The 24,462-nt window shown below is 53.5% G+C and carries 23 protein-coding genes; 17 read left to right on the top strand and 6 right to left on the bottom strand.

Translation table 11 applies throughout. The features are described 5' to 3' along the window. Nucleotides 1-43: 43 nt before the first annotated feature. The 3 genes from LH23_RS19225 to yecR form a co-directional block, all read right to left on the bottom strand. Nucleotides 44-481, bottom strand: a complete 438-nt coding sequence (locus LH23_RS19225) for a DUF3574 domain-containing protein (RefSeq protein WP_039294670.1) — start codon at nt 479-481, stop codon at nt 44-46. Continuing rightward, complete coding sequence (locus LH23_RS19220) at nt 481-1,755, bottom strand: hypothetical protein (protein ID WP_039294667.1); 1,275 nt, start codon at nt 1,753-1,755, stop codon at nt 481-483. The genes LH23_RS19225 and LH23_RS19220 overlap by 1 nt, the downstream gene beginning before the upstream one ends. A gap of 140 nt (nt 1,756-1,895) precedes the next feature. Further along, the gene (gene yecR, locus LH23_RS19215; protein ID WP_052050349.1) at nt 1,896-2,237 is read right to left on the bottom strand and encodes a YecR family lipoprotein; all 342 of its coding nucleotides are present in this window, start codon (nt 2,235-2,237) and stop codon (nt 1,896-1,898) included. Between the two features lie 339 nt (nt 2,238-2,576). On the opposite strand from yecR, the gene LH23_RS19210 reads away from it, so the two are divergent. The 7 genes from LH23_RS19210 to LH23_RS19180 all read left to right on the top strand — a co-directional run bounded on the left by LH23_RS19210 (nt 2,577) and on the right by LH23_RS19180 (nt 9,709). Then, complete coding sequence (locus LH23_RS19210; RefSeq protein ID WP_039294661.1) at nt 2,577-3,728, top strand: methyl-accepting chemotaxis protein; 1,152 nt, start codon at nt 2,577-2,579, stop codon at nt 3,726-3,728. 233 nt (nt 3,729-3,961) lie between these two features. Continuing rightward, nucleotides 3,962-5,551 carry an ABC transporter substrate-binding protein gene (locus LH23_RS19205; RefSeq protein ID WP_039294657.1) on the top strand — a complete coding sequence of 530 codons (1,590 nt, stop codon included), beginning with the start codon at nt 3,962-3,964 and terminating at the stop codon, nt 5,549-5,551. A 59-nt stretch (nt 5,552-5,610) separates the two neighbouring features. Further along, nucleotides 5,611-6,564: an ABC transporter permease gene (locus LH23_RS19200; RefSeq protein ID WP_039296925.1), complete on the top strand. Its 954-nt coding sequence runs from the start codon at nt 5,611-5,613 to the stop codon at nt 6,562-6,564. A 2-nt stretch (nt 6,565-6,566) separates the two neighbouring features. Then, on the top strand, nt 6,567-7,412 hold the full coding sequence (locus tag LH23_RS19195; protein ID WP_039294654.1) for an ABC transporter permease: 846 nt from the start codon (nt 6,567-6,569) through the stop codon (nt 7,410-7,412). Then, nucleotides 7,405-8,382 (top strand): ABC transporter ATP-binding protein, encoded by a 978-nt coding sequence (locus LH23_RS19190; protein WP_039294650.1) that lies wholly within the window; start codon nt 7,405-7,407, stop codon nt 8,380-8,382. The genes LH23_RS19195 and LH23_RS19190 overlap by 8 nt, the downstream gene beginning before the upstream one ends. Beyond that, nucleotides 8,375-9,349, top strand: coding sequence for an ABC transporter ATP-binding protein (locus LH23_RS19185; RefSeq protein ID WP_039294647.1), 975 nt, complete (start codon nt 8,375-8,377; stop codon nt 9,347-9,349). The genes LH23_RS19190 and LH23_RS19185 overlap by 8 nt, the downstream gene beginning before the upstream one ends. A 108-nt stretch (nt 9,350-9,457) precedes the next feature. Continuing rightward, nucleotides 9,458-9,709 (top strand): DUF2766 family protein, encoded by a 252-nt coding sequence (locus LH23_RS19180; RefSeq protein ID WP_008453864.1) that lies wholly within the window; start codon nt 9,458-9,460, stop codon nt 9,707-9,709. Nucleotides 9,710-9,779: 70 nt separating this feature from the next. Here LH23_RS19180 and LH23_RS19175 read toward each other — a convergent pair whose 3' ends face one another. Beyond that, nucleotides 9,780-10,283, bottom strand: coding sequence for a non-heme ferritin-like protein (locus LH23_RS19175; RefSeq protein WP_039294643.1), 504 nt, complete (start codon nt 10,281-10,283; stop codon nt 9,780-9,782). An 810-nt stretch (nt 10,284-11,093) separates the two neighbouring features. Continuing rightward, on the bottom strand, nt 11,094-11,513 hold the full coding sequence (uspC, locus tag LH23_RS19170; protein ID WP_039294639.1) for a universal stress protein UspC: 420 nt from the start codon (nt 11,511-11,513) through the stop codon (nt 11,094-11,096). 938 nt (nt 11,514-12,451) lie between these two features. Here uspC and flhD point away from each other — a divergent pair. The 6 genes from flhD to cheW all read left to right on the top strand — a co-directional run bounded on the left by flhD (nt 12,452) and on the right by cheW (nt 17,878). After that, complete coding sequence (gene flhD, locus LH23_RS19165; RefSeq protein WP_039294637.1) at nt 12,452-12,802, top strand: flagellar transcriptional regulator FlhD; 351 nt, start codon at nt 12,452-12,454, stop codon at nt 12,800-12,802. A gap of 3 nt (nt 12,803-12,805) precedes the next feature. After that, nucleotides 12,806-13,384 (top strand): flagellar transcriptional regulator FlhC, encoded by a 579-nt coding sequence (gene flhC, locus LH23_RS19160; protein ID WP_039294634.1) that lies wholly within the window; start codon nt 12,806-12,808, stop codon nt 13,382-13,384. A 125-nt stretch (nt 13,385-13,509) separates the two neighbouring features. Beyond that, on the top strand, nt 13,510-14,400 hold the full coding sequence (gene motA / locus LH23_RS19155) for a flagellar motor stator protein MotA (protein ID WP_008453872.1): 891 nt from the start codon (nt 13,510-13,512) through the stop codon (nt 14,398-14,400). Beyond that, nucleotides 14,397-15,326, top strand: coding sequence for a flagellar motor protein MotB (gene motB, locus LH23_RS19150; protein WP_039294631.1), 930 nt, complete (start codon nt 14,397-14,399; stop codon nt 15,324-15,326). Before motA ends, motB begins: the two co-directional genes overlap by 4 nt. A 10-nt stretch (nt 15,327-15,336) precedes the next feature. After that, a complete protein-coding gene (gene cheA, locus LH23_RS19145; protein ID WP_231560196.1) occupies nt 15,337-17,355 on the top strand; it encodes a chemotaxis protein CheA in 2,019 nt (672 codons plus the stop codon). Nucleotides 17,356-17,383: 28 nt separating this feature from the next. Next, nucleotides 17,384-17,878 carry a chemotaxis protein CheW gene (gene cheW, locus LH23_RS19140; protein ID WP_008453882.1) on the top strand — a complete coding sequence of 165 codons (495 nt, stop codon included), beginning with the start codon at nt 17,384-17,386 and terminating at the stop codon, nt 17,876-17,878. A gap of 46 nt (nt 17,879-17,924) precedes the next feature. Here cheW and LH23_RS19135 read toward each other — a convergent pair whose 3' ends face one another. After that, nucleotides 17,925-19,196 carry a dicarboxylate/amino acid:cation symporter gene (locus LH23_RS19135; protein ID WP_039294624.1) on the bottom strand — a complete coding sequence of 424 codons (1,272 nt, stop codon included), beginning with the start codon at nt 19,194-19,196 and terminating at the stop codon, nt 17,925-17,927. A 656-nt stretch (nt 19,197-19,852) separates the two neighbouring features. On the opposite strand from LH23_RS19135, the gene LH23_RS19130 reads away from it, so the two are divergent. From LH23_RS19130 to LH23_RS19115, 4 genes are read left to right on the top strand one after another with little or no spacing between them, the layout of a single operon-like run. Further along, nucleotides 19,853-20,383: a spore coat U domain-containing protein gene (locus LH23_RS19130; RefSeq protein WP_039294621.1), complete on the top strand. Its 531-nt coding sequence runs from the start codon at nt 19,853-19,855 to the stop codon at nt 20,381-20,383. A gap of 14 nt (nt 20,384-20,397) precedes the next feature. Next, a complete protein-coding gene (locus LH23_RS19125; RefSeq protein WP_039294618.1) occupies nt 20,398-21,117 on the top strand; it encodes a molecular chaperone in 720 nt (239 codons plus the stop codon). Between the two features lie 55 nt (nt 21,118-21,172). Then, nucleotides 21,173-23,452, top strand: a complete 2,280-nt coding sequence (locus LH23_RS19120) for a fimbria/pilus outer membrane usher protein (RefSeq protein WP_039296912.1) — start codon at nt 21,173-21,175, stop codon at nt 23,450-23,452. Between the two features lie 34 nt (nt 23,453-23,486). Then, nucleotides 23,487-24,443: a spore coat U domain-containing protein gene (locus tag LH23_RS19115; RefSeq protein ID WP_039294616.1), complete on the top strand. Its 957-nt coding sequence runs from the start codon at nt 23,487-23,489 to the stop codon at nt 24,441-24,443. The last annotated feature ends 19 nt before the right edge of the window (nt 24,444-24,462 follow it).

Below are 24,462 nucleotides of genomic sequence, written 5' to 3'. Positions count from 1 at the left end.
CAAAAACGGCGGGTTTCCCCGCCGTTTCTTCTCTTCACAACAATCAGAACGCGGCGCAGACCGGCTGGTCAACGCGCATTACGGATTCCTGCGCAAAGCGGGTTTTATAGATAGCGCGCAGTTCGTCTACCTTTTTGCTGCTCTCCGCATCGCTGCCGCGAATCAGCATGATCGCTTTGCTCGGTTCGTGGGTCACTTCACCTTTAGCGTTCAGCCACTGGCCTTTGGCATCATATTCAGTCAGCCCTTCGCGGAAACGTGGGGTCACGTCTTTATCCACAAAGCTGCGCCATTCATTGGCGGTAATTTCCGCCCCGGATGGACGGCTGATGCCGAAATAGAGCGTGGTTTGCGTCATTGCATCACCAACCTGGCACTGTTTAGCCGGGGCGGTTACTGCCGATGTGGTTTTCGCTGGCGCGACACAGCCCGCCAGAGCCAGAGCTAATGCCCCTGCAAGTGTTGCTTTATAAAATACCATTATCCACCTGTCTTACTGTCATCATCATTATTAAAATTAAATGCGGAATGATTCCGCCGCGATATCAAATTACAATTCCGCACTTTTCGCAAGTCACCGAGCATCAACAGGGCAAGAATAATCCCGCAGATGCCGCTGCCGGGCAGTACCCACTGTGCCGGGAAGTACCCGGCAATCGTCCCCGTGACCAGAGGAGCGATTAACGTAATGCCGAGTTGGAGTCGCCAGGTTGCCGCCATGGCAGCACCAACCTGCGGGCTGGGGAAACTGTCCATTACGTTGAGCGTCGCAACCAGATAAAACCAGTTACTGAACAAATGTGCGAGCACGATGAGCGGCACGGCCAGCCACAACGTGCCCGAATACGCTACGGCGAAATAACACAATGTGAAAAGCAGCAGCGCCAGCATCAGCGGGAAGCTTTTACCCGCCCGGTTGCGTACCTGTTTTTCACTTAGCAGGAGCGGGGCGAGCAGTTGCCCTGCGCTGCGGGCAAACAGCAGCGCCAGGCCATTGGCTGTGTTATCGCCCGGCAACGCAGGGGCCAGAGCAGGGAGCAAAGCCATCACAGGCGCGCCAACCAGGGCAAGACTGGGCAGCAGAAGCAGGCTACGCTTTTGTACCGGGGTAACGTGCCGCCAGCTAAATTCTTCGCTTTCGCCGAGGGCGTTGTTTTCTTCTCCTGTGATAACAAAAGCCGCTGAGGCTCGCCAAAGTAGCCCCATGGCAAAAGTGAAACTGAGCGCATCCAGAAACAGCATCAGCCACAGGCTGACGTGGCCATATAACAATGTCCCCATTCCCACGCCGAAGATAACGTTGGCTGCAAACACTAGCGTTTCAATACCTGCGGCGGCGGGCATTAATGCTTTAGATAAGCCTTGTTTGAAGAGCTGGCTGAGCACCGGCACCGTGAGACCGGTGCTAAAAGCGGCGGCGGCCTGGCTCAATAAGAGCATGGTCGGGTGATCATTCAGCAACGCAAGGCACGGCAGAACCAGGCCCGTAAGGCCTAAACTCTCACCGAGAAGCAGAACGGAAAACGGCGGCCAGCGCTTTAATAACCACACGCCAACAAAGCTGGCGGGTAAGCCGGGGGCAAGCGCGAGGACGTAAGCGAGAGAAAGCCAGGCGGGCGTAGCGTGGCTGTTTAACAGCTGGCTAAAGACCAGAACATAGGTCAGGCCGTTACCTACCGAAGAGAACAGGAGCGCCAACCCGAGCAGCGAGAACCAGCGGTGCTGGCGCAGGGCGCGTAGCAATAAAAGAAGCATGTTAATTTCCTGATGAACAAATAGAGTCAAGCCGCCGTGGGAAGACGGCGGCGCGAGATATTTATCGTCAGGAACGGGTTACATTGGTGTCAGGCTTCTCTTTGCTCAGGTGTCTCTAAAAATAGAGGAGTATTCACAAATTACCAGTTGCTGGTGACGCCCGCATACTGTGGGCCGGTCACGCCACGGCACTGGTACTCCAGCACCACCTGGGTGTTCAGGCAAACGGTGCCGCTGTAGGTGGTGCAGGTCTTGATGTCGCTGCCGTAAGGAATGGCGCTGGCATAGCCCCATTGCTGGCACTGGCGCGAAGCCGTGGACTGGGCGAGGAATTTATCCACTTTGGCCGTTTGCAGCGGCGGCAGGCTATAGGCGAGGCGAACAACACCGGCAGGCTCATTGGTATTGAGCGGAACAGGCGTTTTGCTTACGGTGCATCCGCCCAGCAACAGGGCAGTAACGGCCAGAGAAATGCGCTTCATCTTTGATTCATACCTCATACTTAACCGCTTTCATGGTAGCACGCGCGGCGGGCAGAAAAGCCTGTTCAATTAAGCTGGTCGTAAATTCCATAAATTTCGAATTTTAAATAATCCTTAATTCAAATTGTGGAATAAAAAAGTCTTACCTAACATAAATTCCCCACAAAATGCGCGGCGATTTTTTGATCAAATACGCGTCAAGTTTTGCTGAACCGTGCCGACAATAGCGCTACGGCGCGATTTAATTTCACTTATGCAGGTATACAAGGGAATAAATCAGGACGCGCGTCGCTAAAGCCGCACAGGAAGTGCATTTTATTTTTACCGGGGAACCAAAAAATGAACATTATTCGCAATATTAAAATTCGCGCGATGGTGGTGCTGATACAAATCTTTTCAACGCTGGCATGGATCTGCGTGGCGGGCGCGACGCTGTGGCTATTACATAATCTCAAACAACAGCTTGCCCTGAGCCCGGATCAGCTGACGTGGATTAACACGGCCCAACGGATGCTGATGCTTTCCATCGCCATCAGCATCGCGATCGTCATTTTTACAGAACGCTACCTGTGGTTTTGCCTGGTGAAACCGGTCAATGCTATCCGCCACCACATGCATGTCCTGGCGCAGGGTGAACTGGCCGCTGCACTGCCGGATTTGGGGCGTAACTGTATTGGCCTGATGGTACCGCCTATTCAAAAGATGCAGGAAAACTGGCAAAGGGCGGTGAGCCGGATCCGGGACAGCGCTGAGGCTATTCGCAGCAACGCCACCGAAGTGTCCGGGGTGAACACCGACCTGTCATCCCGCTCGGAACAGCAGGCCGCCGCGCTGGAGCAGACCAGCGCCAGCATGGCGCAGCTGAACAGTACGGTGAAGCTGAACGCCGACAATGCGAATCACGCCAGCCATCTCGCGCAGAATGCCACCAATACCGCGGTAAACGGCGGGGATTCTGTGAAGCAGGTGGTGAAGACCATGGACGTGATTGCCAGCAGCGCGAATAAAATTGTCGATATCACCACGGTGATTAACAGCATCGCTTTCCAGACCAACATTCTGGCGCTAAACGCCGCGGTGGAAGCGGCAAGGGCGGGAGAGCAGGGCAAAGGCTTTGCGGTCGTCGCCAGCGAAGTGCGTAACCTGGCCAGCCGCAGCGCCGGGGCCGCCAAAGAGATTGAAACGCTGCTCAACGACTCGGTCAGTAATATTCACACCGGGTCGCAGCAGGTGCGAAAAGCGGGGGAAGCGATGGACGAGATCCTCCGCGCCGTGAAGCAGGTCAACGACATTATGGGGGAGATTGCCAGCGCTTCCCTGGAGCAAAGTCAGGGCATCGGGCAGGTCGGGATCGCCGTTAGGGAAATGGACAGCGTGACGCAGCAGAACGTGAACCTGGTCCAGAAGTCGGTACTCTCTTCCGTTGAACTGGAGAAGCAGGCGCACCATCTGCATGACGCGGTGGCGATGTTCCGACTTAACGCAGTCTGAAAGTCACGTAAATGACAAAGCAGCCTCAGGGTTGCTTTTTTTACGTCTTATACATGCGCGGAAACAAAAATATGTGACGCAGCTTGGTTAAATAATATTCCCCGCAGGCATTGGTGTCAGGCACCATGCGGATAGTTAAAATTCAGCTAAGCTTATGCTTTTTAGGCACATTTACAAGCGATCGCGAGTGTCGCACTATGCGGGCTCTTATTGAGCAAGGAGTTTCTGAAGCAATGCGTAAACCTCTGGTATTGTCGGCGCTGGTCGCCGCGCTGGCCCTGGCCTTAAGCGGCTGTGATGACGCAAAAAAAGAGACCGCGGCGGCACCCGCTCCGGCAAGAGAAGCGCAGCAGGGCGGCAGCCTGATAATCGGCATCACCTCCGGCGACCCGCTGGCCATGAACCCGCTGTACGCCAGCGATCGTACTACGTTAACCATCATGCAGGCGCTTTACTCGCCGCTGTACAGCTACAACGGCGATAAGATCGAGTGGGGCCTGGCGGAAAGCCTGACGCCGTCGGCCGACAACCTCACCTGGACGCTGAAACTCAAGCCCGACCTGAAATGGCAGGATGGGCAGCCGATCACCGCCGATGACGTGGTGTTCACCTTTAATAAACTGCTCGATGAAAAGCAGCACAGTTTCTTCCGCAGCATGTTTGTTTATGGCAACAAGCCGCTGGCCGTGAGCAAAGTGGATCCGCTGACGGTTAAATTTACGCTGCCGCAGATCAGCGCCGCGTTCGCCGGTACGCTGGTGCAAATCTTCCCGATCCCACAGCATATCTTCGGCAGCGAAGCGGGCGATCTGGAAAAAAGTACCCGCAATGATGCGCCTGTCGGCTCCGGCCCGTTCAAGTTTAAAGAGTACCGGGCGGGTCAGTACTACGCCCTGACGCGGTTTGATGATTACTGGAACGGCAAATCGAAACTAGACTCGGTCACCTACCGTTTTGCGAAGGATGCCAACTCGGCCAACCTCGCGCTGCAGAACGGCGAAATCAATCTCAAAATGGTCGATCCGCAGGATGTTTCGCGCCTGAAAGCCACCGGCAAGTTTGATTTTGTTATTTACCCGGAAGGGCGTCTGGCCTACATGACGTTTAACCAGAACGTTGACAGCATGAAGAGCAAAGATCTGCGCCAGGCTATCGCGTATGCGCTGAACAAAGATGACCTTGTGCAAACGGCGTTCACCTCGCTCGATTACGCCAAACCTGCGGCTTCTATTTTGACCCCGGATACCCTCTACCAAACCAGCGATGTGGAGCCGTATAAATTCGATCTCGAAAAAGCCAAAGCATTGTTTAAAGCGTCCGGGCAGCCGGAGGGCCTGAAGCTGCGCCTGGCTTACATCAACAGCAATAAAACCCAGGAAAGCATGGGGCTCTACATTCAGCAGCAGCTGAAGGCGATAGGCATCAACGTTGAACTGCTGCCTCTGGATGCGAACGCGATGTCTCAGCGCAGCCAGGACATGAAAAACACGGCCTATGAGCTAAGCCTGGGGGGTTACATCATGGGCTCTGAGCCGGATGGCTATAAATCGCTGTATATGAGCAACGAAGCCTACAACTACGCGCATTATAAAAACCCGGCGTTTGATGCGTTGTGGGAGCAGGGCGCAACGGAAACGGATGCGGCTAAGCGCGCGGCTATCTACAAGCAGATCCAGCAAACCGTCGCCAGCGATATGGCCTGGTACCCAATTGCTTACACCAACGCAGTGGTGGCCGTGGACAAACGTTTTGGCGGGACGAAAGAAGCCGAGCCTAAGCCCGTTTATATGTTCCAGGATCTGTCTAAGATTTATCAACAATAACAATGAGTGATCCTCCTCTCGGCCCGTTTTGTGCAGGCCGGGCGGAGGAAGGCGAAACTATGAATAACCTTCTTTTCCGGCGTTTACTGCAGCTGCTCCCGATGCTGCTTTTTATCTCGCTGGTCTCTTTTTTACTGGTGAAGCTGGCCCCCGGCGATCCTGTGCAGGCGTATATCACTCCTCGCATGAGCCCGGAGGATATCGAACGTATCCGCCAGAGTATGGGGCTGGATAAACCGCTGCCGGTGCAGTACCTGCTGTGGCTGAAGAATCTGCTGCAGGGCGATCTTGGCTACTCCCTGATCTACCACCGTCCGGTGCTGACGATGATCGGCGAGCGTATCCCGGCCACCCTTGGCCTGATGGGCGCGTCCCTGGTGTTAGCTATCTTGCTGGCGATCCCGCTTGGGCTGCTGGCGGGTGCGTTCAAACACCGCTGGCTCGACCATGTTCTAAACCTGTTCGCTTACGTCGGGATCTCGGTGCCGATCTTCTGGTTTGGCATCCTGCTGATTACCGTGTTTTCGGTGCAGCTGAACTGGCTGCCGAGCATGGGGATGCGGACCATTGGCGCGGAGGATTCCTGGCTCGATGTGATTCGTCACGGCATTCTGCCCTGTATCGCTCTGACGTTTTACAACCTCTCCAGCTACGTGCGCTACATCCGGTCGAACACTATCAGCCAGCTGTCCGCCGACTATGTGCAAACCCAGTTGGCCTACGGGGCGACCCGCCGCACCATTCTGTTCCGGCACGTGCTGAAGAACGTGCTGTTGCCGGTGATCACGCTGTTTGGCCTCTCTTTTGGCGAGCTGGTGGTGGGCGCCTATGTGACGGAAAGCGTTTTTTCCTGGCCGGGGATGGGGCTGCTGGGGATCCAGGCTATCACCTCCCTCGACTACCCGCTGATCATGGCCATTATTTTGCTTTCAGCATTGATGCTGATCGTAGGGAATCTGCTGGCCGATCTTCTGTATCGCGTGGCGGATCCGCGCATTAAGGCGCTGAGGTAACCATGAGCAGAAGATGGAATCAGGTTAAACAAGGCCTCAAACACAGCCGCCCCGCGCAGCTTTCTCTGGCGGTGTTGGTGATTTTTGCGTTGGCTTCATTATCGGCTTTTCTAAGTCCGTGGGACCCCAATCAGATGTCGCTGCAGGCGAGAATGCTGCCGCCGGGGGCGGGCCACTGGTTTGGCACGGATGAATATGGCCGGGACTATTTCACCCGCGCGCTTTACGGCGGGCAAATCTCCCTGATGGTCGGGTTTTTAGCCATGATGTTTTCCACGCTAATTGGCACGCTGGTGGGCACCGTCAGCGGCTACTTTGGCGGGAAAATTGATAACCTGCTGATGAGGCTGGTGGACATCTTAATGGCGATCCCGGCGTTTTTCCTGCTGCTGGTGCTCAATGCTTACCTGAAGCCTGGGATTGCTAACATCATTTTAATTATCAGCGCGCTGACCTGGATGAATATGTCGCGGCTGGTACGGGCAGAAACGTTGACGCTGAAAGAGCGGGAATACGTGATTTATGCCCGGGCTTCCGGGGAGCATCCGCTGATGATTGTCGCGCGGCACATCATCCCGAATATTTTGCCGACGATTATCGTGGCGGCAACGTTGAATATCGCCTCGGCGATTTTAATGGAGTCAACATTGAGTTTTCTTGGTCTTGGCGTGCAGCAGCCGGATGCCTCCTGGGGCAGTATGCTGAATAACGCTCAGTCTTATATCGGCGAAGCGTCCTGGCTTGCTATGTTCCCGGGCGTGCTAATCCTACTGACGGTGCTGAGTTTTAACGTGCTCGGCGATGTGTTCCGTACCGCTTTCGAGCCGGGGGCAAATCGCGATGCGTAATTTGCTGGAAATAGAAAACCTGAAAACCTCTTTCTATACCCGCGAGGGCGAAGTTCAGGCGGTACGCGGCGTTACCTTCAGCGTGCAGCGCGGGGAGGTTGTTGGCATTGTGGGCGAGTCTGGCTGTGGCAAAAGCGTTACCTGTAAATCGGTTATCAATTTGCTGGGCAGTCACGGCAAAGTGGTGGGAGGCCATATCCGTTTTCAGGGAGAAGACCTCGCGCGTAAAACGGCAGAGCAAATGCGCCACCTTCGCGGCAGCGAAATCGCGATGATTTTCCAGGATCCGATGACGGCGTTAAACCCGGTGCTGACTATCGGACGACAGATGAGTGAGATCCTGATTCGCCACCAGAGTTTGAGTAAGAAGGCGGCGAAAGAGAAGGCGATCGCGATGCTGGAGCAAGTAGGCATCAGCCAGCCGGAGAAACGTTATGACCAGTACCCGCACGAGTTTAGCGGTGGGATGCGCCAGCGGGTGATGATCGCCATCGCGCTGTCGTGCCATCCGTCATTGCTGATTGCAGACGAGCCGACGACCGCGCTGGACGTGACGATTCAGGCGCAAATTCTGCGCCTGCTGAAACACCTTCAGCAGCAGACGGACACCGCGATTTTACTGATCACTCACGACCTCGGCGTGGTGGCACAAGTCTGTTCCCGGGTGGTGGTGATGTATGGCGGGCTGGTTATGGAACAGGGCAGCGTTGACGCGATTTTTTATCGCCCCGCACATCCTTACACGCGAGGTTTGCTGGCCTCGCTGCCTCGGCCGGACGGTAACGAAGAGCGCTTATCGCCGATTGAGGGCAGCCCTCCGGGTCTACTCAACCCGCCGCCCGGCTGTCCTTTTGCCGCGCGTTGCCCGCAGCGCATGGCCATTTGCGACACGGCGGCACCCAAACACACGCTTGCCGACGGCCATGAAGTCAACTGCTGGCTGTGGGAAAAAGAGGCCGTTCATGCCTGACATTACTCCTTTGATTCGCGTGCGTAATCTGCACAAGCATTTCATCGCTCGTCGGGGCTGGTTCGGGCCGGGGACTACGGTCAAAGCCGTGGATGGCGTGAGTTTCGATATTTTTCCGGGGGAAACTTACGGCCTGGTGGGGGAATCGGGCTGCGGTAAATCGACGCTCGGGCGAAGCGTATTGCGGCTATTTGAACTGACCGACGGGGAAATCGAGTTCGACGGGCAAAATATTGCGGCGCTTAACGAGCGCCAGCTAAAGCCTGTTCGCCGTCGGATGCAGGCCGTTTTCCAGGATCCCTATTCGTCGCTAAACCCCGGCATGACGGTGGCGCAGCTGATCGCTGAGCCAATGCGTATCCACGGTTATGATGCGGCACGGCGTAAAGCCCGTACTCTGGAGTTGCTCGGGCAGGTGGGATTAAACCCTGAGCATCTGAACCGCTTTCCCCATGAGTTCAGCGGTGGTCAGCGGCAGCGCATCAGCATTGCCCGCGCGCTGGCGGTGAATCCTGAATTTATTCTTTGCGATGAGCCGCTGTCTGCCCTCGATGTCTCTGTGCAGGCGCAGGTGGTGAATATCCTGCAGGATCTGCAGCAGGCCTTCGGGCTGACTTATCTTTTTATCGCCCACGATTTGTCGATGGTTCGCCACATTTCTGACCGTATTGGAGTGATGTACCTGGGATCGCTGGTGGAGGAAGCGCCAGCGGAAACGCTGTATCACCAGCCTGCTCATCCGTACACCAGGGCGCTGCTCGCGTCCATCCCCGTTGCCGACCCGCATGTTCAGATGCTGGAGCAGGGAGGGGTAAAGGGCGAAATAGGCGGTGATACAGGGGAGAGCGTTGGCTGCAAGTTTGCCAGCCGCTGTCCGCGAGCGATGGGCCAATGTCAGCAGCAAGCTCCCCGTATGCAGGAGATCTCGCCGGGTCACCGCGTGGCCTGCTGGTTGTTCGAAAAATGAGTCGGCGGGGGCATTTGCTCCCGCTTCTTCTCTCTGCCAACGAATGGGCTGTTGCCTCGTACGGAGGCACGCAGGTAGACTGTCGCGCAAATAAAACAGGAGATTAAAATGGCCGAACAACTCTCTGCCGATCAGGAACTGGTTTCCGATGTCGTGGCATGCCAGTTAGTGATTAAACAAATTCTCGACGTGATTGATGTGATCGCGCCCGTTGAAGTCCGTGACAAGATGGCCGAACAGCTGAAAACCATCGATTTTACTACCCATCCGGCGGCCGTTGACCCGGTCACGCGCCGTGCGATTCAAAAAGCTATTGCTTTGATTGAGCTGAAGTTTACTCAGCAGAAAGAAGCGCACTGAAGCTTTTATCCGCTGCCAGAAAGCAAAAGCGCCGCCTGGTTGCGGTGCTTTTTATCTGAGCAGAAGCTGTTCAGTGATAGTCTCGTTCGACAAAGCTGAGCACGCGCCTGTCGGTCTGGCTCATACACAGGCCCGCTTTTTTTGCGTCGCGCACTTCTTCAAGAATCGTTTGCAGCCGTTCTCCCTCACGATCCTGCTCTAAGCCTAGCGCCATTAAAAAACTCACAATCTTACCGGCATTGATGGCTTTAGCTTCTTCCTTAAGCGTGGTCAGCGTTTCTTGCCTGAGATGATAGTCATCCAGCGTTTGTTGAAATAGCTCTTCCAGCGTCAGGCAGTCGCAGTCTGGGGGGGACATGGTGCCGACGCTAGGCATGCCGCCGGATTGCTTCATAAAATTGAAGACCCGCATCATGTGGGTCACGTTGTTTTGAGCCTGACTGCGTAAAAAATTCGCACTCCCTGTCAGGCTATGTTTGGCACACCAGGCACTCAAGTGCAGACACAGATGGGAGGCGTAGAATTCACGATTAATTTGCGCATTCAGTTTCTGGATCATGCTGGCAGTAGGCATATCAATATCCTTATTTCATGAGCAATTTTATGAAGAGATGAAATAAACATACGCTGCTATTAATGGTGAGAAAAGTCCTAAGTGGCGCTATTTTTCATTTCTTTAATTTTATTTAAGATAAAAAAAGCTTAATTCTTTGCCCCTTGCGTTGTTACATAACTTGCTGTATTTGATATAAAATATATTTTACTCATTGGCGTGATGCTATCTCTGTGGGGCTATGTCAAAAGTACGATTAATTGGATTTGTTTATTTTCCAATGTGAATCATTTTTTATTTTTTGGTTGTATTTTAGATTTTGGTTTATGCGCATCGAGATCATGTTTGTCTGTTTTGCATCTTAGACGGAGGTTTGAAGATCCGTGGTTAAAAAAATTTTTGCTCTCAGGGGTCAAGATGTTCCGCGGCTAAGGAGATCTCTTGTTGTGCAAGAGCAGATGATGAGTACAAAAAACAAGCTGTTTTGGGCCAGGGAAAACACCAGAATCTGCTGGTACGGCTAATGAATTGATTTTTTTATCTATCGGAAAAAAGTATGCCTTAGTGAGGTGATTATGCCGCGCAAGGGAGTCCGCATCTCGCTTGCAACGTGTCCTCACAGTAAGCCGTACCTCATTAACAATGATGAAACCTGGAAATCCAGCCGTTTATTGGAGCGTGTTTTTTCTTCTTTCCGGCGGCAGTGAAATGGCAGGATAAAAACGCGATTTTTGAAAAATTATCGTGATTAGTCGCTATGGAATAATCGAATAAGCAGCGGGGTTGGGGGTGAAAAAGCGGAGCAGGCTCCGCTTTCTGTCAGAGAAAGACTTAAAGCGGGACTAGCAACACATCGACCCGGCTGGAAGCCACAACAGTCTTGGCCGAACACATGACTTTGCTGAAAAAACTCTGATTATGATTACCGCAAAGGACTAAATCGACATCGTGTTTTTCACAGATATCCAGAATGTGCTCGCTTAGTTCCCCTGTGGAAATAATTACCTTTTCAACAGGATATTGCGCTTTCTCTTTTAGCTCATCGAGAAAAAGGTGGGTTTCTTCCAGCATCAGATCGCGCAAACTTTCCAGCATAGGGGCGGCAAGCTGGTTATACAGTTCGGGATCTGACGCGAGCGTGACGAGGGTAATTTTTCCGTTGACGGGTTTAACGATGGAGACGGCCTTTTGTACCAGACGATGGCTTTCAGGCGTGATAGCAACGGCAACCAGCACATGACGATAGCTCATATAACCCCTCCACATTTAGTGTGAATTGTTAACATTTTCTTACACCAGTTGTGCCCGAGGCGCAACGCTTGTCGCGGTACGAAATGTGAAGCCACTCATAGAAATTGTTTAGTTATTCTTATGAAACGAATTTGAAACATTGTTTCGTAGACGAAATGTAAAAATTTTCCATCAGACGAATGGATTAATTTCAGAACCTGGATCGCGCGATAACTTTCGGTAACAGGCGCTTTTGAAATCATAACGGTCAGTTAAAATGCCGCTATAATTTGACTTAAGTCCATGAATAACAGCAGATTACTCCGAATGGCTTTCACAAAGTGTGATCGCTAAGGCATTCCTGGCCGCCCGTATCGGATAAAAAGCAATGACAACTCATAGAGTTGTGATCTTTCCGTGTCACTATTCATCTGTCGGCTTCGGTAAAATTCTTAATCAGATGAAAAAGTAAGCAAATGAAAAGCGATTCTGATGCTTTTCATCCCAAAGGATGATGTATTTATGTGATCTGCGTCACATAAATTCCAAAATCGCAGGTGCCCGCATTGTATGTGCCAGGGGCTGCGAGTAGAGTTTGCCCGAATTAGGAAAAATCTTAGTTTTTTGTAATAAAATGATGAACGACAACAGGCGTTCGGGCTCTGTCAGGGAAAAGGCTTCTTCTGTGGGATGCGAAGGAGTTTAGTCAGAGCTAAAGATTTATCCGTGCATTTTGGCCGTAACGATTGTTTTAATTTAACCGGGGAGACCCGGCGACATCGCGGGGTGCGGTAACAACCCCCTAATAGTTCAGAAAACAGTAATGGCGCGAGAGATGCGCTTCGGCTTCTTACAACTGTAAGTTTCTGGAGAATTTACTCGCGCTGACACGTTACTGTCATCCGACATATTTAGGCTGGGCCGCATACAATAATAGTTGGTTATTCGGGATGGAAAAAATGCATACTTCCGAGTTGCTAAAACATATTTACGACATCAATTTGTCGTACTTATTGCTTGCACAGCGTCTTATTAGTCAGGACAAAGCCTCTGCTATGTTTCGCTTAGGTATCGCTGAAGATATGGCAAATACGCTTGGGGAACTCACGTTGCCTCAAATGGTAAAATTGGCAGAAACTAACCAATTAGTTTGTCAGTTCCGGTTTAGCGAAAGTCAGGCAATTACTCGCTTAACACAAGACTCCCGTGTGGATGATTTACAGCAAATTCATACCGGTATTTTGTTATCTACCCGTTTATTGAATGAGGTGTCGACGCCTGCCGAGGCACCTAAGAAAAAAAGGGCATAACAAATGAGCGAGAAAAGTATTGTCCAGGAAGCTCGCGACATTCAGCTCGCTATGGAGCTGATAACACTGGGTGCCCGACTGCAAATGCTGGAAAGCGAAACGCAGTTGAGCCGTGGTCGCCTGATCAAACTCTACAAAGAACTCCGTGGAAGTCCTCCTCCAAAAGGGATGCTGCCTTTCTCTACTGATTGGTTTATGACCTGGGAGCAAAATATTCATGCTTCCATGTTCTGTAATGCCTGGCAGTTTTTACTTCGTAGTGGGCTATGTACCGGCGTTGATGCGGTGATCAAAGCCTATCGACTCTATCTTGAACAATGTCCTTCCCAGTCTGACGGCCCGCTCTTGGCGCTGACTCGCGCGTGGACGCTGGTTCGATTTGTTGAGAGCGGTATGCTCCAACTGAGCCAGTGTAACTGCTGTGGAGGCAATTTTATTACCCACGCACACCAGCCTGTCGGCAGCTTTGCCTGCAGTCTGTGCCAGCCGCCATCGAGGGCGGTAAAAAGACGTAAACTTTCCCAGAATGCTGCCGATATTATTCCACAACTGCTGGATGACCAGGTGGAACAGGCTGTGTAACAGATTCTGTGTTTGCGTATTCCAGCAGCGGTGAGAGATTACCGCTGCTTTTTTTATGCCCAAACACGACGCTACACCTGCCTCCTGGGCATCCTCGCTACACTCAACGGCGTAAGGATGATCTCGTGCTGATTTTAATAGGTTACCTGGTTGTTTTAGGGACAGTGTTCGGCGGTTACATGTTGACCGGCGGCCACCTTGGCGCACTTTATCAACCTGCTGAATTTGTGATCATTGGTGGGGCGGGTATTGGGGCGTTTATTGTAGGGAATAACGGCAAGGCGATTAAGGGCACCTTAAAAGCGCTGCCGTTGCTCTTCAGACGCTCAAAATATACCAAAAGCATGTATATGGACTTAATGGCATTGCTTTATCGTCTGATGGCTAAGTCGCGTCAGCAGGGTATGTTTTCACTCGAAAGAGACATTGAAAACCCTAAAGAAAGCGAAATCTTCGCCAGCTACCCGCGTATTCTAGCGGACACCATGATGCTTGATTTTATTGTCGATTATTTGCGTTTAATCATCAGCGGAAATATGAATACATTCGAAATTGAAGCGCTGATGGATGAAGAAATCGAGACCCATGAAAGCGAAGCGGAAATACCGGCCAACAGCCTTGCGTTAATGGGGGATTCATTACCGGCCTTCGGTATCGTTGCTGCGGTAATGGGGGTTGTTCATGCCCTGGCATCCGCTGACCGCCCCGCAGCGGAATTAGGCGCATTAATTGCGCACGCCATGGTGGGAACTTTCCTCGGTATTTTACTGGCCTACGGTTTTATTTCCCCATTAGCGAGCGTGCTGCGCCAAAAAAGCGCTGAAACGACTAAAATGATGCAGTGCGTGAAGGTCACTTTACTCTCCAGCCTCAACGGTTATGCGCCGCCAATCGCGGTGGAATTCGGCCGTAAAACGCTTTACTCCAGCGAGCGTCCATCGTTCATTGAGCTGGAAGAACACGTCAGAGCGGTACGTTCCCCGAACGCGCAGCGCGCGACGGAAGAAGAAGTATGAAAAATCAGTCCCATCCCATCGTTGTCGTAAAGCGCCGCAAGCACAAGGGACACGGCGGGGCGGCTCACGGCTCCTGGAAAATTGCCTACGCGGACTTTATGACCGCGATGATGGCTTTCTTTCTGGTCATGTGGCTGATTTCCATCTCCAGCCCGAAAGAGCTGGCGCAAATTGCTGATTACTTCCGCACTCCGCTGGCTCAGGCCATTACCGGCGGCCAGCGTATCGCCGACAGCGAAAGCCCTATTCCCGGTGGCGGTGACGACGTCACTCAGCAGCAGGGCGAAGTGAAAAAACAGCCCAACATCGAAGAACTGCGCAAGCGCATGGAAGCCAACCGCCTGAAGAAAATCAAAGGGGATTTGGACCAGTTGATTGAGTCTGACCCTAAGCTGCGTGCGCTGCGTCCGCATCTGCAAATCGACCTGGTTCAGGAAGGGTTGCGGATTCAGATTATCGACAGCCAGAACCGCCCGATGTTTAAAAACGGTAGTGCGGAGGTCGAGCCTTACATGCGCGACATCCTGCGCAAAATCGCCCCGGTGCTGAACGGTATTCCTAACAAGATCAGTTTGTCCGGCCATACCGATGACCTGCCTTATGCCAACGGCGAGCGCGGCTACAGCAACTGGGAGCTTTCCGCCGACCGTGCGAATGCTTCCCGCCGTGAGCTGGTGGCAGGCGGCCTCGACGATGGCAAAGTGCTGCGCGTCATCGGGATGTCCTCGCAGATGAGCCTCTCCAAACGCGGAGGCGGGGACGCCATTAACCGTCGCATCAGTTTGCTGGTGCTTAATAAACAGACCGAAGACGCCATCATGCATGAGAACTCAGAGAGCGAGAACCAGCCTCTCAGCGTTCTGCAGCAGGATCCAACGGCGGCTCCGGCGAATAACACAGTTGCGCCACAACCAGGCACGAGGTGATAGCGTGAGCATGGATATTAGCGATTTTTACCAGACATTTTTTGACGAAGCCGACGAACTGTTGGCCGATATGGAGCAGCATCTCCTGGATTTGGTGCCTGAGGCGCCGGACTCCGAACAGTTGAACGCTATTTTCCGTGCGGCCCACTCCATCAAGGGCGGAGCGGGTACATTTGGCTTCTCCATCCTGCAGGAAACGACCCACCTGATGGAGAACCTGCTTGACGAAGCGCGGCGCGGTGAGATGCAGCTCAACACCGATATCATCAACCTGTTTTTGGAAACCAAGGATATTATGCAGGAACAGTTGGACGCCTATAAAAACTCTGAAGAGCCGGATGCCGCAAGCTTCGACTACATCTGCAAAGCGTTGCGTCAGCTTGCCCTGGAAGCCAAAGGCGAGGCACCCTCGGCGCCGGCCAAACTCTCCGTGGTTGAAACTGAACAACCTGCGTCGGCTCCTGCCGACAGCGGCGGTAAGCTGCGCGTAGTGATTGATGGCTTGAAAGAGGCTGAGCGTGACCTGATGCTCGAAGAGCTGGGGAACCTGGGGACCCTGAGCGAAGTGGTTAAAGATACCGCTTCCGTAACGGCCACGCTGGAAACCAGCGTCAGCGAAGACGATATTACTGCCGTACTTTGCTTCGTGATTGAGCCAGAGCAAATCAGCTTTGTGCCGGTTACAGCAGCCAGCGCGCCAGCGGTGGCAGAAACCACTTCGGTGGCGGTGCCTGAAGCGCCTGCTCAAACGGCAGTTGCCGTGCAAAAAGCTGGTTTGCCTGAGCCGCTAACCCCTGCGACAGGGCGCGTTGAGCGCGATAAACCTGCTGCTCGCGCATCCGAATCGACCAGCATTCGCGTGGCGGTAGAGAAAGTTGACCAGTTGATTAACCTGGTTGGTGAACTGGTGATCACCCAGTCCATGCTGGCCCAGCGTTCTAACGAGCTCGACCCGGTCAACCATGGCGATTTGATCACCAGCATGGGGCAGTTGCAGCGTAACGCGCGCGACCTCCAGGAATCGGTGATGTCTATCCGCATGATGCCGATGGAATACGTCTTCAGCCGTTTCCCACGCCTGGTTCGCGATCTGGCCGGGAAGCTGAACAAGCAGGTAGAACTGACGCTGATGGGCAGCTCCACCGAGCTGGATAAGAGCCTGATCGAGCGCATTATCGACCCGTTAACGCACCTCGTACGTAACAGCCTTGACCACGGTATCGAGTCGCCGGAAAAACGCCGTGCGGCAGGGAAGTCCGAAGTCGGTAACCTGATTCTGTCTGCGGAGCATCAGGGCGGGAATATCTGTATCGAAGTAACCGATGACGGGGCTGGGCTTAACCGCGAACGTATTCTGGCGAAGGCCATTTCCCAGGGGATGCCGGTCAGTGAAAGCATGACCGACGACGAAGTTGGGATGCTTATTTTCGCCCCGGGCTTCTCCACCGCCGAGCAGGTCACCGACGTGTCTGGCCGCGGCGTGGGCATGGACGTGGTGAAACGTAACATCCAGGAAATGGGCGGCCACGTCGAAATCCAGTCGAAAGCCGGGGCAGGGACAACCATTCGCATTCTGCTGCCGCTGACGCTCGCTATCCTCGATGGCATGTCGGTTAAGGTGAGTGATGAAGTCTTTATTCTGCCGCTGAACGCGGTGATGGAATCTCTGCAGCCGCAGGAAGAAGATCTGCACCCGCTGGCGGGCGGCGAGCGCGTGCTGGAAGTGCGTGGGGAATATCTGCCGCTGGTTGAGCTGTGGAAAGTCTTTGACGTTCAGGGCGCCAAAACCGAAGCCACGCAGGGCATCGTTGTGATCCTGCAAAGCGCCGGACGCCGCTACGCGCTGTTGGTCGACCAGCTGATTGGCCAGCATCAGGTTGTGGTGAAAAACCTTGAAAGCAACTACCGCAAGGTGCCGGGCATTTCTGCAGCCACCATTTTGGGTGACGGCAGCGTGGCGCTGATCGTCGATGTTTCTGCGCTGCAGGGGCTAAACCGTGAACAACGTCTGGCGCTAACCGTCGCCTGATTAACCGCTTAAAAGAATAGGTACGCAAATGACTGCACTAACGAATGTGACAAAACTGACCGGGGAAAACGTAGGCCAGGAGTTTCTGGTGTTCACCCTCGGCGCTGAAGAGTACGGCATTGATATCCTGAAAGTGCAGGAGATCCGCGGTTACGATCAGGTGACGCGCATCGCGAACACGCCTGCTTTTATCAAAGGCGTTACCAACCTGCGCGGCGTTATCGTGCCGATTATCGACCTGCGCCTGAAGTTCGAACAGGATGGCGTGGAATATAACGACAATACCGTGGTTATCGTGCTGAATCTGGAAAAACGCGTGGTCGGGATTGTGGTTGACGGCGTGTCTGACGTGCTGTCGCTGACCGCCGACCAGATTCGTCCTGCGCCAGAGTTCGCTGTCACGCTGTCGACCGAATATCTTACCGGTCTGGGCGCGCTGGGTGAACGTATGCTGATTCTGGTGAACATTGAGAAGCTGCTGAACAGCGAAGAGATGGAACTGCTGGATTCTGCGGTTGCTTAATCCGGTTTGCTAAAATAAGAAGGGCTACCCGAGGGTAGCCCTTTTTTTATGCCTTAACTTCTTCCACCGGCACGGTGTCAGTCTCGGTGTCTTCCAGCATCCCTTCGTTCTTGGACAGCATCGCGGTAGCCACGCCGTTGCCCAGCACGTTGATCGCCGAGCGACCCATATCCAGGAAGTGGTCAATCCCCATTAACAGCAGGATCCCCGCCACCGGAATATTGAAGCTTGGAATTGTTGCCGCCAGTACAACCAGCGCGGAGCGCGGCACGCCCGCAATCCCTTTGGACGCCAGCATCAGCGTCAGCATCAGCACGGCAATCTCAGAGAAGGAGAGGTGCACGTTGTAAGCCTGGGCAATAAACATGGAGGCGAAGGAGCAGTAGACCATCGACCCCACCAGGTTAAAGGAGTAGCCGATGGGCAGCACAAACGAGGCGATGTTACGGGAGCAACCAAAGCGCGTCAGCTGATCCAGCGTTTTCGGATAGGCCGCTTCGGAGCTGCTGGTGGTAAAGGCCACCAGCACGGGATCTTTCAGCATCGCCAGCAGGCGGAACACATCACGCTTCAGCACCATGTAACCCACACTAATCAGCACGATGCAGGTGAGCACGATAGCCACATAGTAGCCGCCGATAAACGAAGCGTAATTGAGCAGAATGCCCAGGCCCTGGGTGGCAATCACTGAAGAGATGGCGGCGAAAATAGCCAGCGGCGCGACATACATCACGTAACCGGTCACTTTCAGCATGATGTGGGAGACAACGTCCAGCGCGCTCACCAGCGGTGCATTAAATTTCTCACCCAAAGAAGCACCGGCAATCCCGAAGAACATCGAGAACACCACAATCTGCAGGATTTCGTTGTCCGACATCGCCCCGGCAATGCTGGTTGGGATGGTATGGGAAATAAAGGCTTTCAGCGTCATCCCGCTGACCGCCAGACCTGTTTGCACGGCTTCAGCCGGCACTTCCAGGTTCATGCCCGCACCCGGATGCTCCAGGGTGACAATAAACAAGCCGACCAGAATAGACAGCACGGAAGAAGAGACAAACCAGATCATCGCTTTACCGCCTACGCGGCCAATGGTGGAGGTTTCGCCCAGCTTCATGATACCGACCGTCAGCGTGCTAAAGACCAATGGCGCAATCACCATCTTGATCAGTCGCAGGAAGATATCGGTAAACAGCGTGATGTTATCGGCGTAGCTTTTGATAACGTCGGCGGCGGCGTATTCGTGGATGGCCGCGCCGGTGAAGATCCCCGCTATCATGAACAGAATGATGAATAGCGTGAGTTTGTTTGAACTTGCCACTGACTTAGTAACCCCGTAGTTGACTGTAGTTAATGTGTGTTTTTTTGTAACTTACTGACCCCTATATAATTATTGTTTCCGGGCCGTAAATGCGCGGAGCATAAATTGAATCAAACCGCGCCGATATACAACTCTTTTTTATAAATTCTGTTAATTGTTAATTAAGCAGCACTTAATCATTATTTGTGATTAACATCACAAAATAGCGGATATATTCTTTTCACTTTGCAGGCTTCTGAGGTGTGTGCTGGTTAACGACTTGTTTTGATTGGTAATAATGTGTCAATCGGCCGCTAAGGCGAATTTTGGGGGGGAGTCTGGTTATTTCCCATTCTCTAAACTAAATTTCAACTAAGTGATGGCGTAACGTACTGATTTTTTTCTTACCGTGAGGTCTATAAAGGGTGCGGTCAGACACTGTTCTGCCTGCTTGTGAAGTGAACGATTGGGATTAATTTGTGGGCAGAACCATGCTCCCCGCAGCATGAACGGTATTTAGAGTCAGCCATTTGGCTTCATGACGAATTATATAAACGACAAGTTATGGTGTCCGCCGTCTTTATTAAAGCGGAATATAAACTAACGTTAAATCATCCCGTGCCGCTTCGTTGTGTATTCACGAAGCACGATTGAGTCATTTGAATGAGGGTAAGGATATGAATTCAGCCACTGCAGCACGCTTAATTCTCTCTTGTACTGCGTTTGCGATTATTCCATCGGCTAATGCTGCGGTGGCAAACGGTACATTTCAGGTCCTCATTACTATTACAAAGTCCTGTGCAGTAACGGCGGGTACGGCCTCGAATATTAACCTGGGTTCGGTTGCAGCTAGCGCAGTAAACACCTCGCAAAGTAATACTTTCACCGTTAACTGCTCCAAGGCAACGCCCTATTTTATTGGGCTTGCGCCTTCTGCGGCCAACGGCGGAACCACCACCGGTTCGGGGGCAATGTCGTCCGTGCTTAACGCCGCAACCAACACCGACAAAGTCCCTTATCAGTTGAACCAAACCTCGGCTACCGGGCCAGTTTGGGGTAACACCGCTACCACAACGACAGTGGGCAACGGCGTGGCGGGGGTGGGCACAGGGCTTGCTATCTCGTATACGGTTTATGCCACTGCGGCGAGCGCCAACTACACGCCAGACAGCTATGCGGATACTGTGACCGTCAACGTTAACTACTGATTTCAGGACAACGGATGAAAATGAAATTAGGCGGACGCCCGGCCTGCGCATGCCTGTTGCTGGCGCTGGCCGTGGGACAAAATGCGTTGGCCGGTGGTCTGCAGATATCGCCGGTTAACCTGACGTTGAGCGCCGCACAAAATGCGGACGGTATATGGTTAAGTAATGAAGGGACTGCGCCGCTCAACGCGCAGGTTCGGGTGTTTAACTGGCAGCAAAGCGGCAATGCCGACAGGCTGTCAACCTCTCAGGGGCTGGTCATTAGTCCGCCCATCGTGACGCTGCCCGCCGGGGAGCGTCAGCTTGTCCGCGTGATCCGCACGACGCCTGCCACCAATCAGGTGGAACAGGCCTACCGTTTGTTTATTGATGAACTTCCGCCTGCCAAAGTGCAGAAAAATACCCTTCAATTTGTTATGCGCTATTCCGTCCCGGTGTTTTTGCAGCCTGTCGGGCAGGCTGAAAACACAGCGAAGCTAAAATGGGCATTGGTGCAAACCGATGGCAAAACATTTGTCGATGTGAGTAATCAGGGAAACAGCCACGCCCAGCTTTCTGCCATGACATTTATTCAGGCTAATGGGGCGCGAAAAACGATTACGCCAGGTCTGTTAGGTTATGTTCTTCCAGGTTCAACTATGCGGTGGATAATATCTTCGTCTGCCAGTGATGCTTATCACAGTGGAAAGGTTGAAGTCACTATCAATGGTCAAAAAACAGAACAAAATCTATGACTGGCCATATTCTTTGGTAAATATTGTATTGCTTAATGGTTTATTTTTCTCAGGCATGACAGCAGCACAAAATACTAATAATGACTTACCTCAGAATGCGGCCAGCAATGATACAGCTCAGCCTGTAGGCGTGGATTTATATCTGGACACGACGGTGAACGGGAATGCCGTGGGTCTGGTTCATCTTGGCTACGCGCAGGGAAAACTTTACGGCGACGCAATGGCCCTGCGTCAGTTGGGATTTCGCCTGCCGGAAAATGCAAAGCCGCCGTATTACCTGGATGACATTGCTCAGGTCAAAGTTGACTATAACGTCCAGCAACAAACCCTGGCCCTGACCGCACCGCTAAGCCTGTTAGATCTGAAAACCACCCAGCTCAACCAGTCCGACATGTCTGCGCCGAAGGCCGCCAATGCCTTTGGGGCATTGCTGAATTACGACCTCTACGGCGACAGTGGCAAGAGCAACAACTTCAACACGTTCAGTGAGTTCCGTGCGTTTAACTCGGCAGGCGTCCTGAGTTCGACCCAGCTTACCCGCTACAGCACGGAACAGAATAGCAATCAGTCTTTTAGCCGCCTGGACACCAGCTGGCGCACCTCCTTTCCCGATAAAATGCTGGCGGTAACCCTCGGCGATACGCTCACCAGCTCGCTTTCTTGGTCCCGCCAGACCCGCATTGCCGGGGTGAAAATTGGGACGGATTTTGGCCTCAACCCTTATATGCCGACGACGCCGCTGCCCGCGTTTCTGGGTTCGGCCACGCTGCCCTCAAGCGTTGAGCTGTATGTCAACGGGGTAAAATACTATAACGGCGAGGTTCCGGCGGGCAGTTTCCAGTTAAATACGCTGCCAAACATCACCGGCGCAGGGGATGCTCAGGTGATGATGACTGATGCCCTCGGCAGAACCAGCGTGCAGAACTTCTCTTTTTACAACGATCAGCTTCTGCTGAGGGAAGGATTGACGGACTGGTCGCTTGAGCTGGGCGTGGTCAGAAAAAACTACGGCTATTCCTCTTTCGATTACGCCAGCGAACCGGCGATCAGCGGCACCTGGCGACGTGGCTTTAGCAACAGCCTGACTGCAGGCGGCCATATGGAGGCCAGCGACAGCCTGGTCAACGGGGGCGTTAGCAGCGACTGGATCCCCTGGAGTCAGTCCGGGACGATTTCAACCGCGCTGGCGGCAAGCTCGGACGCCGGGGAGAGCGGCTATTTATATAGTCTCGGGTACCGCTGGTCCGGCGGGCGCTTCAACTTTAGCTCCAGCGCCACGGCTACCTCCGGCGACTATCACGATGTGGCGACGCGGTATGGCGCCCCGCCGGCTGCCTTCAGCGGCAGCGCGGTGGTGGGGTATAACTTTGGCGTAGGGGGGAATCTCAGTCTGAGTTACCTGCAGTTTCGCTACCCTGACCAAAGCGCTATTCGTTACGCCAACGCCAGCTGGTTTAAACCGATCACGGAAAACATCTCTTTAAGCGCCAGCTTTAACCAGAACATTGATGATACCCGCGACCGCAGCGTCTACCTGATGTTGACAGTCAGTACCAGCAATAGCCTGACGGCCGGCGCGACAGTGCAGCGCACCGGTGACAAGATGGGCTACCAGCTCAATGCCAGCCAGAATCCACCGTCCGAGGGCGGTGTCGGCTGGAACGTAGCTGCCAGCCAGCAAAGTTCCCAGCAAACCGGGCAGGGCGAAGTGGGTTACCTGGGGCGCTATGGCCGCGTATATACCGGCTTCCGCAGCATTCCTGACAACAATTATGGCTATGCGGGGGCGACGGGGTCGCTGGTGATGATGGGCGGCGGCGTTTTTGCCGCCCGGGAAATCAACAACGGGTTTGCCGTGGTCTCTACGGACGGGATCCCCGATGTACCGGTCAAGCTGCAGCATAATCTGGTAGGCAACAGCGACAGCAGCGGACGGCTGCTGGTGACGCCGCTCAACAGCTACCAGAACAACCTGATCAGTATCGATCCGATGAACCTGCCGGCCAACATGCGGATCCGCAGCGTTAGCCTGAACGCGACCCCAGCCGACCGCTCCGGGACGCTGGTGAATTTTGATATCAAGCCGGTTCGCGCTGCCCAGATAAGTCTGGTTGACGCTAAAGGCAAAACTATCGCCGAAGGCAGCCCGGTCAGGCTGATGACGGGCATCGGGCAGGACTCGATTGTCGGGTTTGATGGCATGACCTATTTCGATGCGCTTGAGCTACATAATCAGCTCCGGGTGACGACAGGAAGCGGCATTTGTGTGGCTGAGTTTGACTATCCAGAGAATCAGAAAAACGTACCGACTATTGGCCCGGTTGTGTGCCGATAGCGTAACTGTGGACTTTGCTACAGGAGTGAACCGCATGAGATTAAAACAATTGTTGCTGCTGGCGGTGCTCTTGCTGTCCCCCGGGATTAGCCATGCGGTCGTGTGCTCGGTGAGTAACGTGCAAAACGTTAACTTTGGCACCCTCAACCCGCTGGCGACAGGCACGCCGAACACGTCGATGACCTTCGATTACAGCTGTTCCAAACAATTGGGCGATCTGCTTGCCGGGGTGACGCTCTGCTTCAATATCGACGGGGCCGGGGTAGGGAACCACAAAATGTCCTTTGCCGGGCCACCGGCCAGTACGCTGTCCTATGAGCTTTATCAGGGCACATTGAGCGGGGGGGCGTGGGGAAGCCAGTTCCAGTCGGGAACAACGTACCCGGTGGTGCAGCTCAATTTGCTTAACCTGACGCCCGTCACCGGCAGCCTGACGGTCTACGCCCAAATGACGCTGCCGCAAATATCCGCCGCGCCAGGCGGCTATCAAGATACTTACACCAGCGGCATGATGACCGTCACAATGAACACCGGCCTGTTGGCACCGCCCGCAAGCTGCGGTACGGGCGTGACGGCAAACTTTCCCTTCAACGTGGTGGCGACAGTGGGCAAGCAGTGCAACGTCAGCTATGCCAATAACGTTAGCTTTGGGCCGGTGACGGCCACGCAAACCAATGTGGCGTCGAATAACACCATTGGGATTGCCTGCACCAACGGCACGCTTTACACCGTGGGCCTGACGCCATCGAACGGTAACACGGGCGGCACCGGGGTATTGTCAGGCACAGGAAGTAATACCGACCAGGTGCCTTATCAGCTAAGGCAAGCTACCGGAACATCCGGGGCGGTGTGGGGCAATACGTCGCAGAACATGCCGTCCAGTACCGGCACTGGGTCTGCGCAGCAGTTCCCGGTCTATGTCACTATTCCGAGCACCAATTACACGCCAGACAACTATGCCGACACGGTAACCATCACCGTAACCTATTGATCGTTCCCCTGCCTGACAG

Origin of the sequence: Cedecea neteri, from assembly GCF_000758305.1 — a bacterium.
GTDB lineage: Bacteria > Pseudomonadota > Gammaproteobacteria > Enterobacterales > Enterobacteriaceae > Cedecea > Cedecea neteri_C.
This window is presented reverse-complemented; position numbering and strand designations above follow the sequence as displayed.

Coding starts and splice junctions, on each gene's coding strand:
- LH23_RS19220 (WP_039294667.1), bottom strand. CDS start 1,755: ATGCTTCTTTTATTGCTACGCGCCCTGCGCCAGCACCGCTGGTTCTCG.
- yecR (WP_052050349.1), bottom strand. CDS start 2,237: ATGAAGCGCATTTCTCTGGCCGTTACTGCCCTGTTGCTGGGCGGATGC.
- cheA (WP_231560196.1), top strand. CDS start 15,337: ATGGATATTAGCGATTTTTACCAGACATTTTTTGACGAAGCCGACGAA.
- LH23_RS19225 (WP_039294670.1), bottom strand. CDS start 481: ATGGTATTTTATAAAGCAACACTTGCAGGGGCATTAGCTCTGGCTCTG.
- LH23_RS19175 (WP_039294643.1), bottom strand. CDS start 10,283: ATGCCTACTGCCAGCATGATCCAGAAACTGAATGCGCAAATTAATCGT.
- LH23_RS19200 (WP_039296925.1), top strand. CDS start 5,611: ATGAATAACCTTCTTTTCCGGCGTTTACTGCAGCTGCTCCCGATGCTG.
- LH23_RS19115 (WP_039294616.1), top strand. CDS start 23,487: ATGAGATTAAAACAATTGTTGCTGCTGGCGGTGCTCTTGCTGTCCCCC.
- flhD (WP_039294637.1), top strand. CDS start 12,452: ATGCATACTTCCGAGTTGCTAAAACATATTTACGACATCAATTTGTCG.
- LH23_RS19130 (WP_039294621.1), top strand. CDS start 19,853: ATGAATTCAGCCACTGCAGCACGCTTAATTCTCTCTTGTACTGCGTTT.
- cheW (WP_008453882.1), top strand. CDS start 17,384: ATGACTGCACTAACGAATGTGACAAAACTGACCGGGGAAAACGTAGGC.
- LH23_RS19205 (WP_039294657.1), top strand. CDS start 3,962: ATGCGTAAACCTCTGGTATTGTCGGCGCTGGTCGCCGCGCTGGCCCTG.
- LH23_RS19120 (WP_039296912.1), top strand. CDS start 21,173: ATGACAGCAGCACAAAATACTAATAATGACTTACCTCAGAATGCGGCC.
- LH23_RS19185 (WP_039294647.1), top strand. CDS start 8,375: ATGCCTGACATTACTCCTTTGATTCGCGTGCGTAATCTGCACAAGCAT.
- LH23_RS19125 (WP_039294618.1), top strand. CDS start 20,398: ATGAAAATGAAATTAGGCGGACGCCCGGCCTGCGCATGCCTGTTGCTG.
- flhC (WP_039294634.1), top strand. CDS start 12,806: ATGAGCGAGAAAAGTATTGTCCAGGAAGCTCGCGACATTCAGCTCGCT.
- LH23_RS19195 (WP_039294654.1), top strand. CDS start 6,567: ATGAGCAGAAGATGGAATCAGGTTAAACAAGGCCTCAAACACAGCCGC.
- uspC (WP_039294639.1), bottom strand. CDS start 11,513: ATGAGCTATCGTCATGTGCTGGTTGCCGTTGCTATCACGCCTGAAAGC.
- LH23_RS19210 (WP_039294661.1), top strand. CDS start 2,577: ATGAACATTATTCGCAATATTAAAATTCGCGCGATGGTGGTGCTGATA.
- motB (WP_039294631.1), top strand. CDS start 14,397: ATGAAAAATCAGTCCCATCCCATCGTTGTCGTAAAGCGCCGCAAGCAC.
- LH23_RS19180 (WP_008453864.1), top strand. CDS start 9,458: ATGGCCGAACAACTCTCTGCCGATCAGGAACTGGTTTCCGATGTCGTG.
- LH23_RS19190 (WP_039294650.1), top strand. CDS start 7,405: ATGCGTAATTTGCTGGAAATAGAAAACCTGAAAACCTCTTTCTATACC.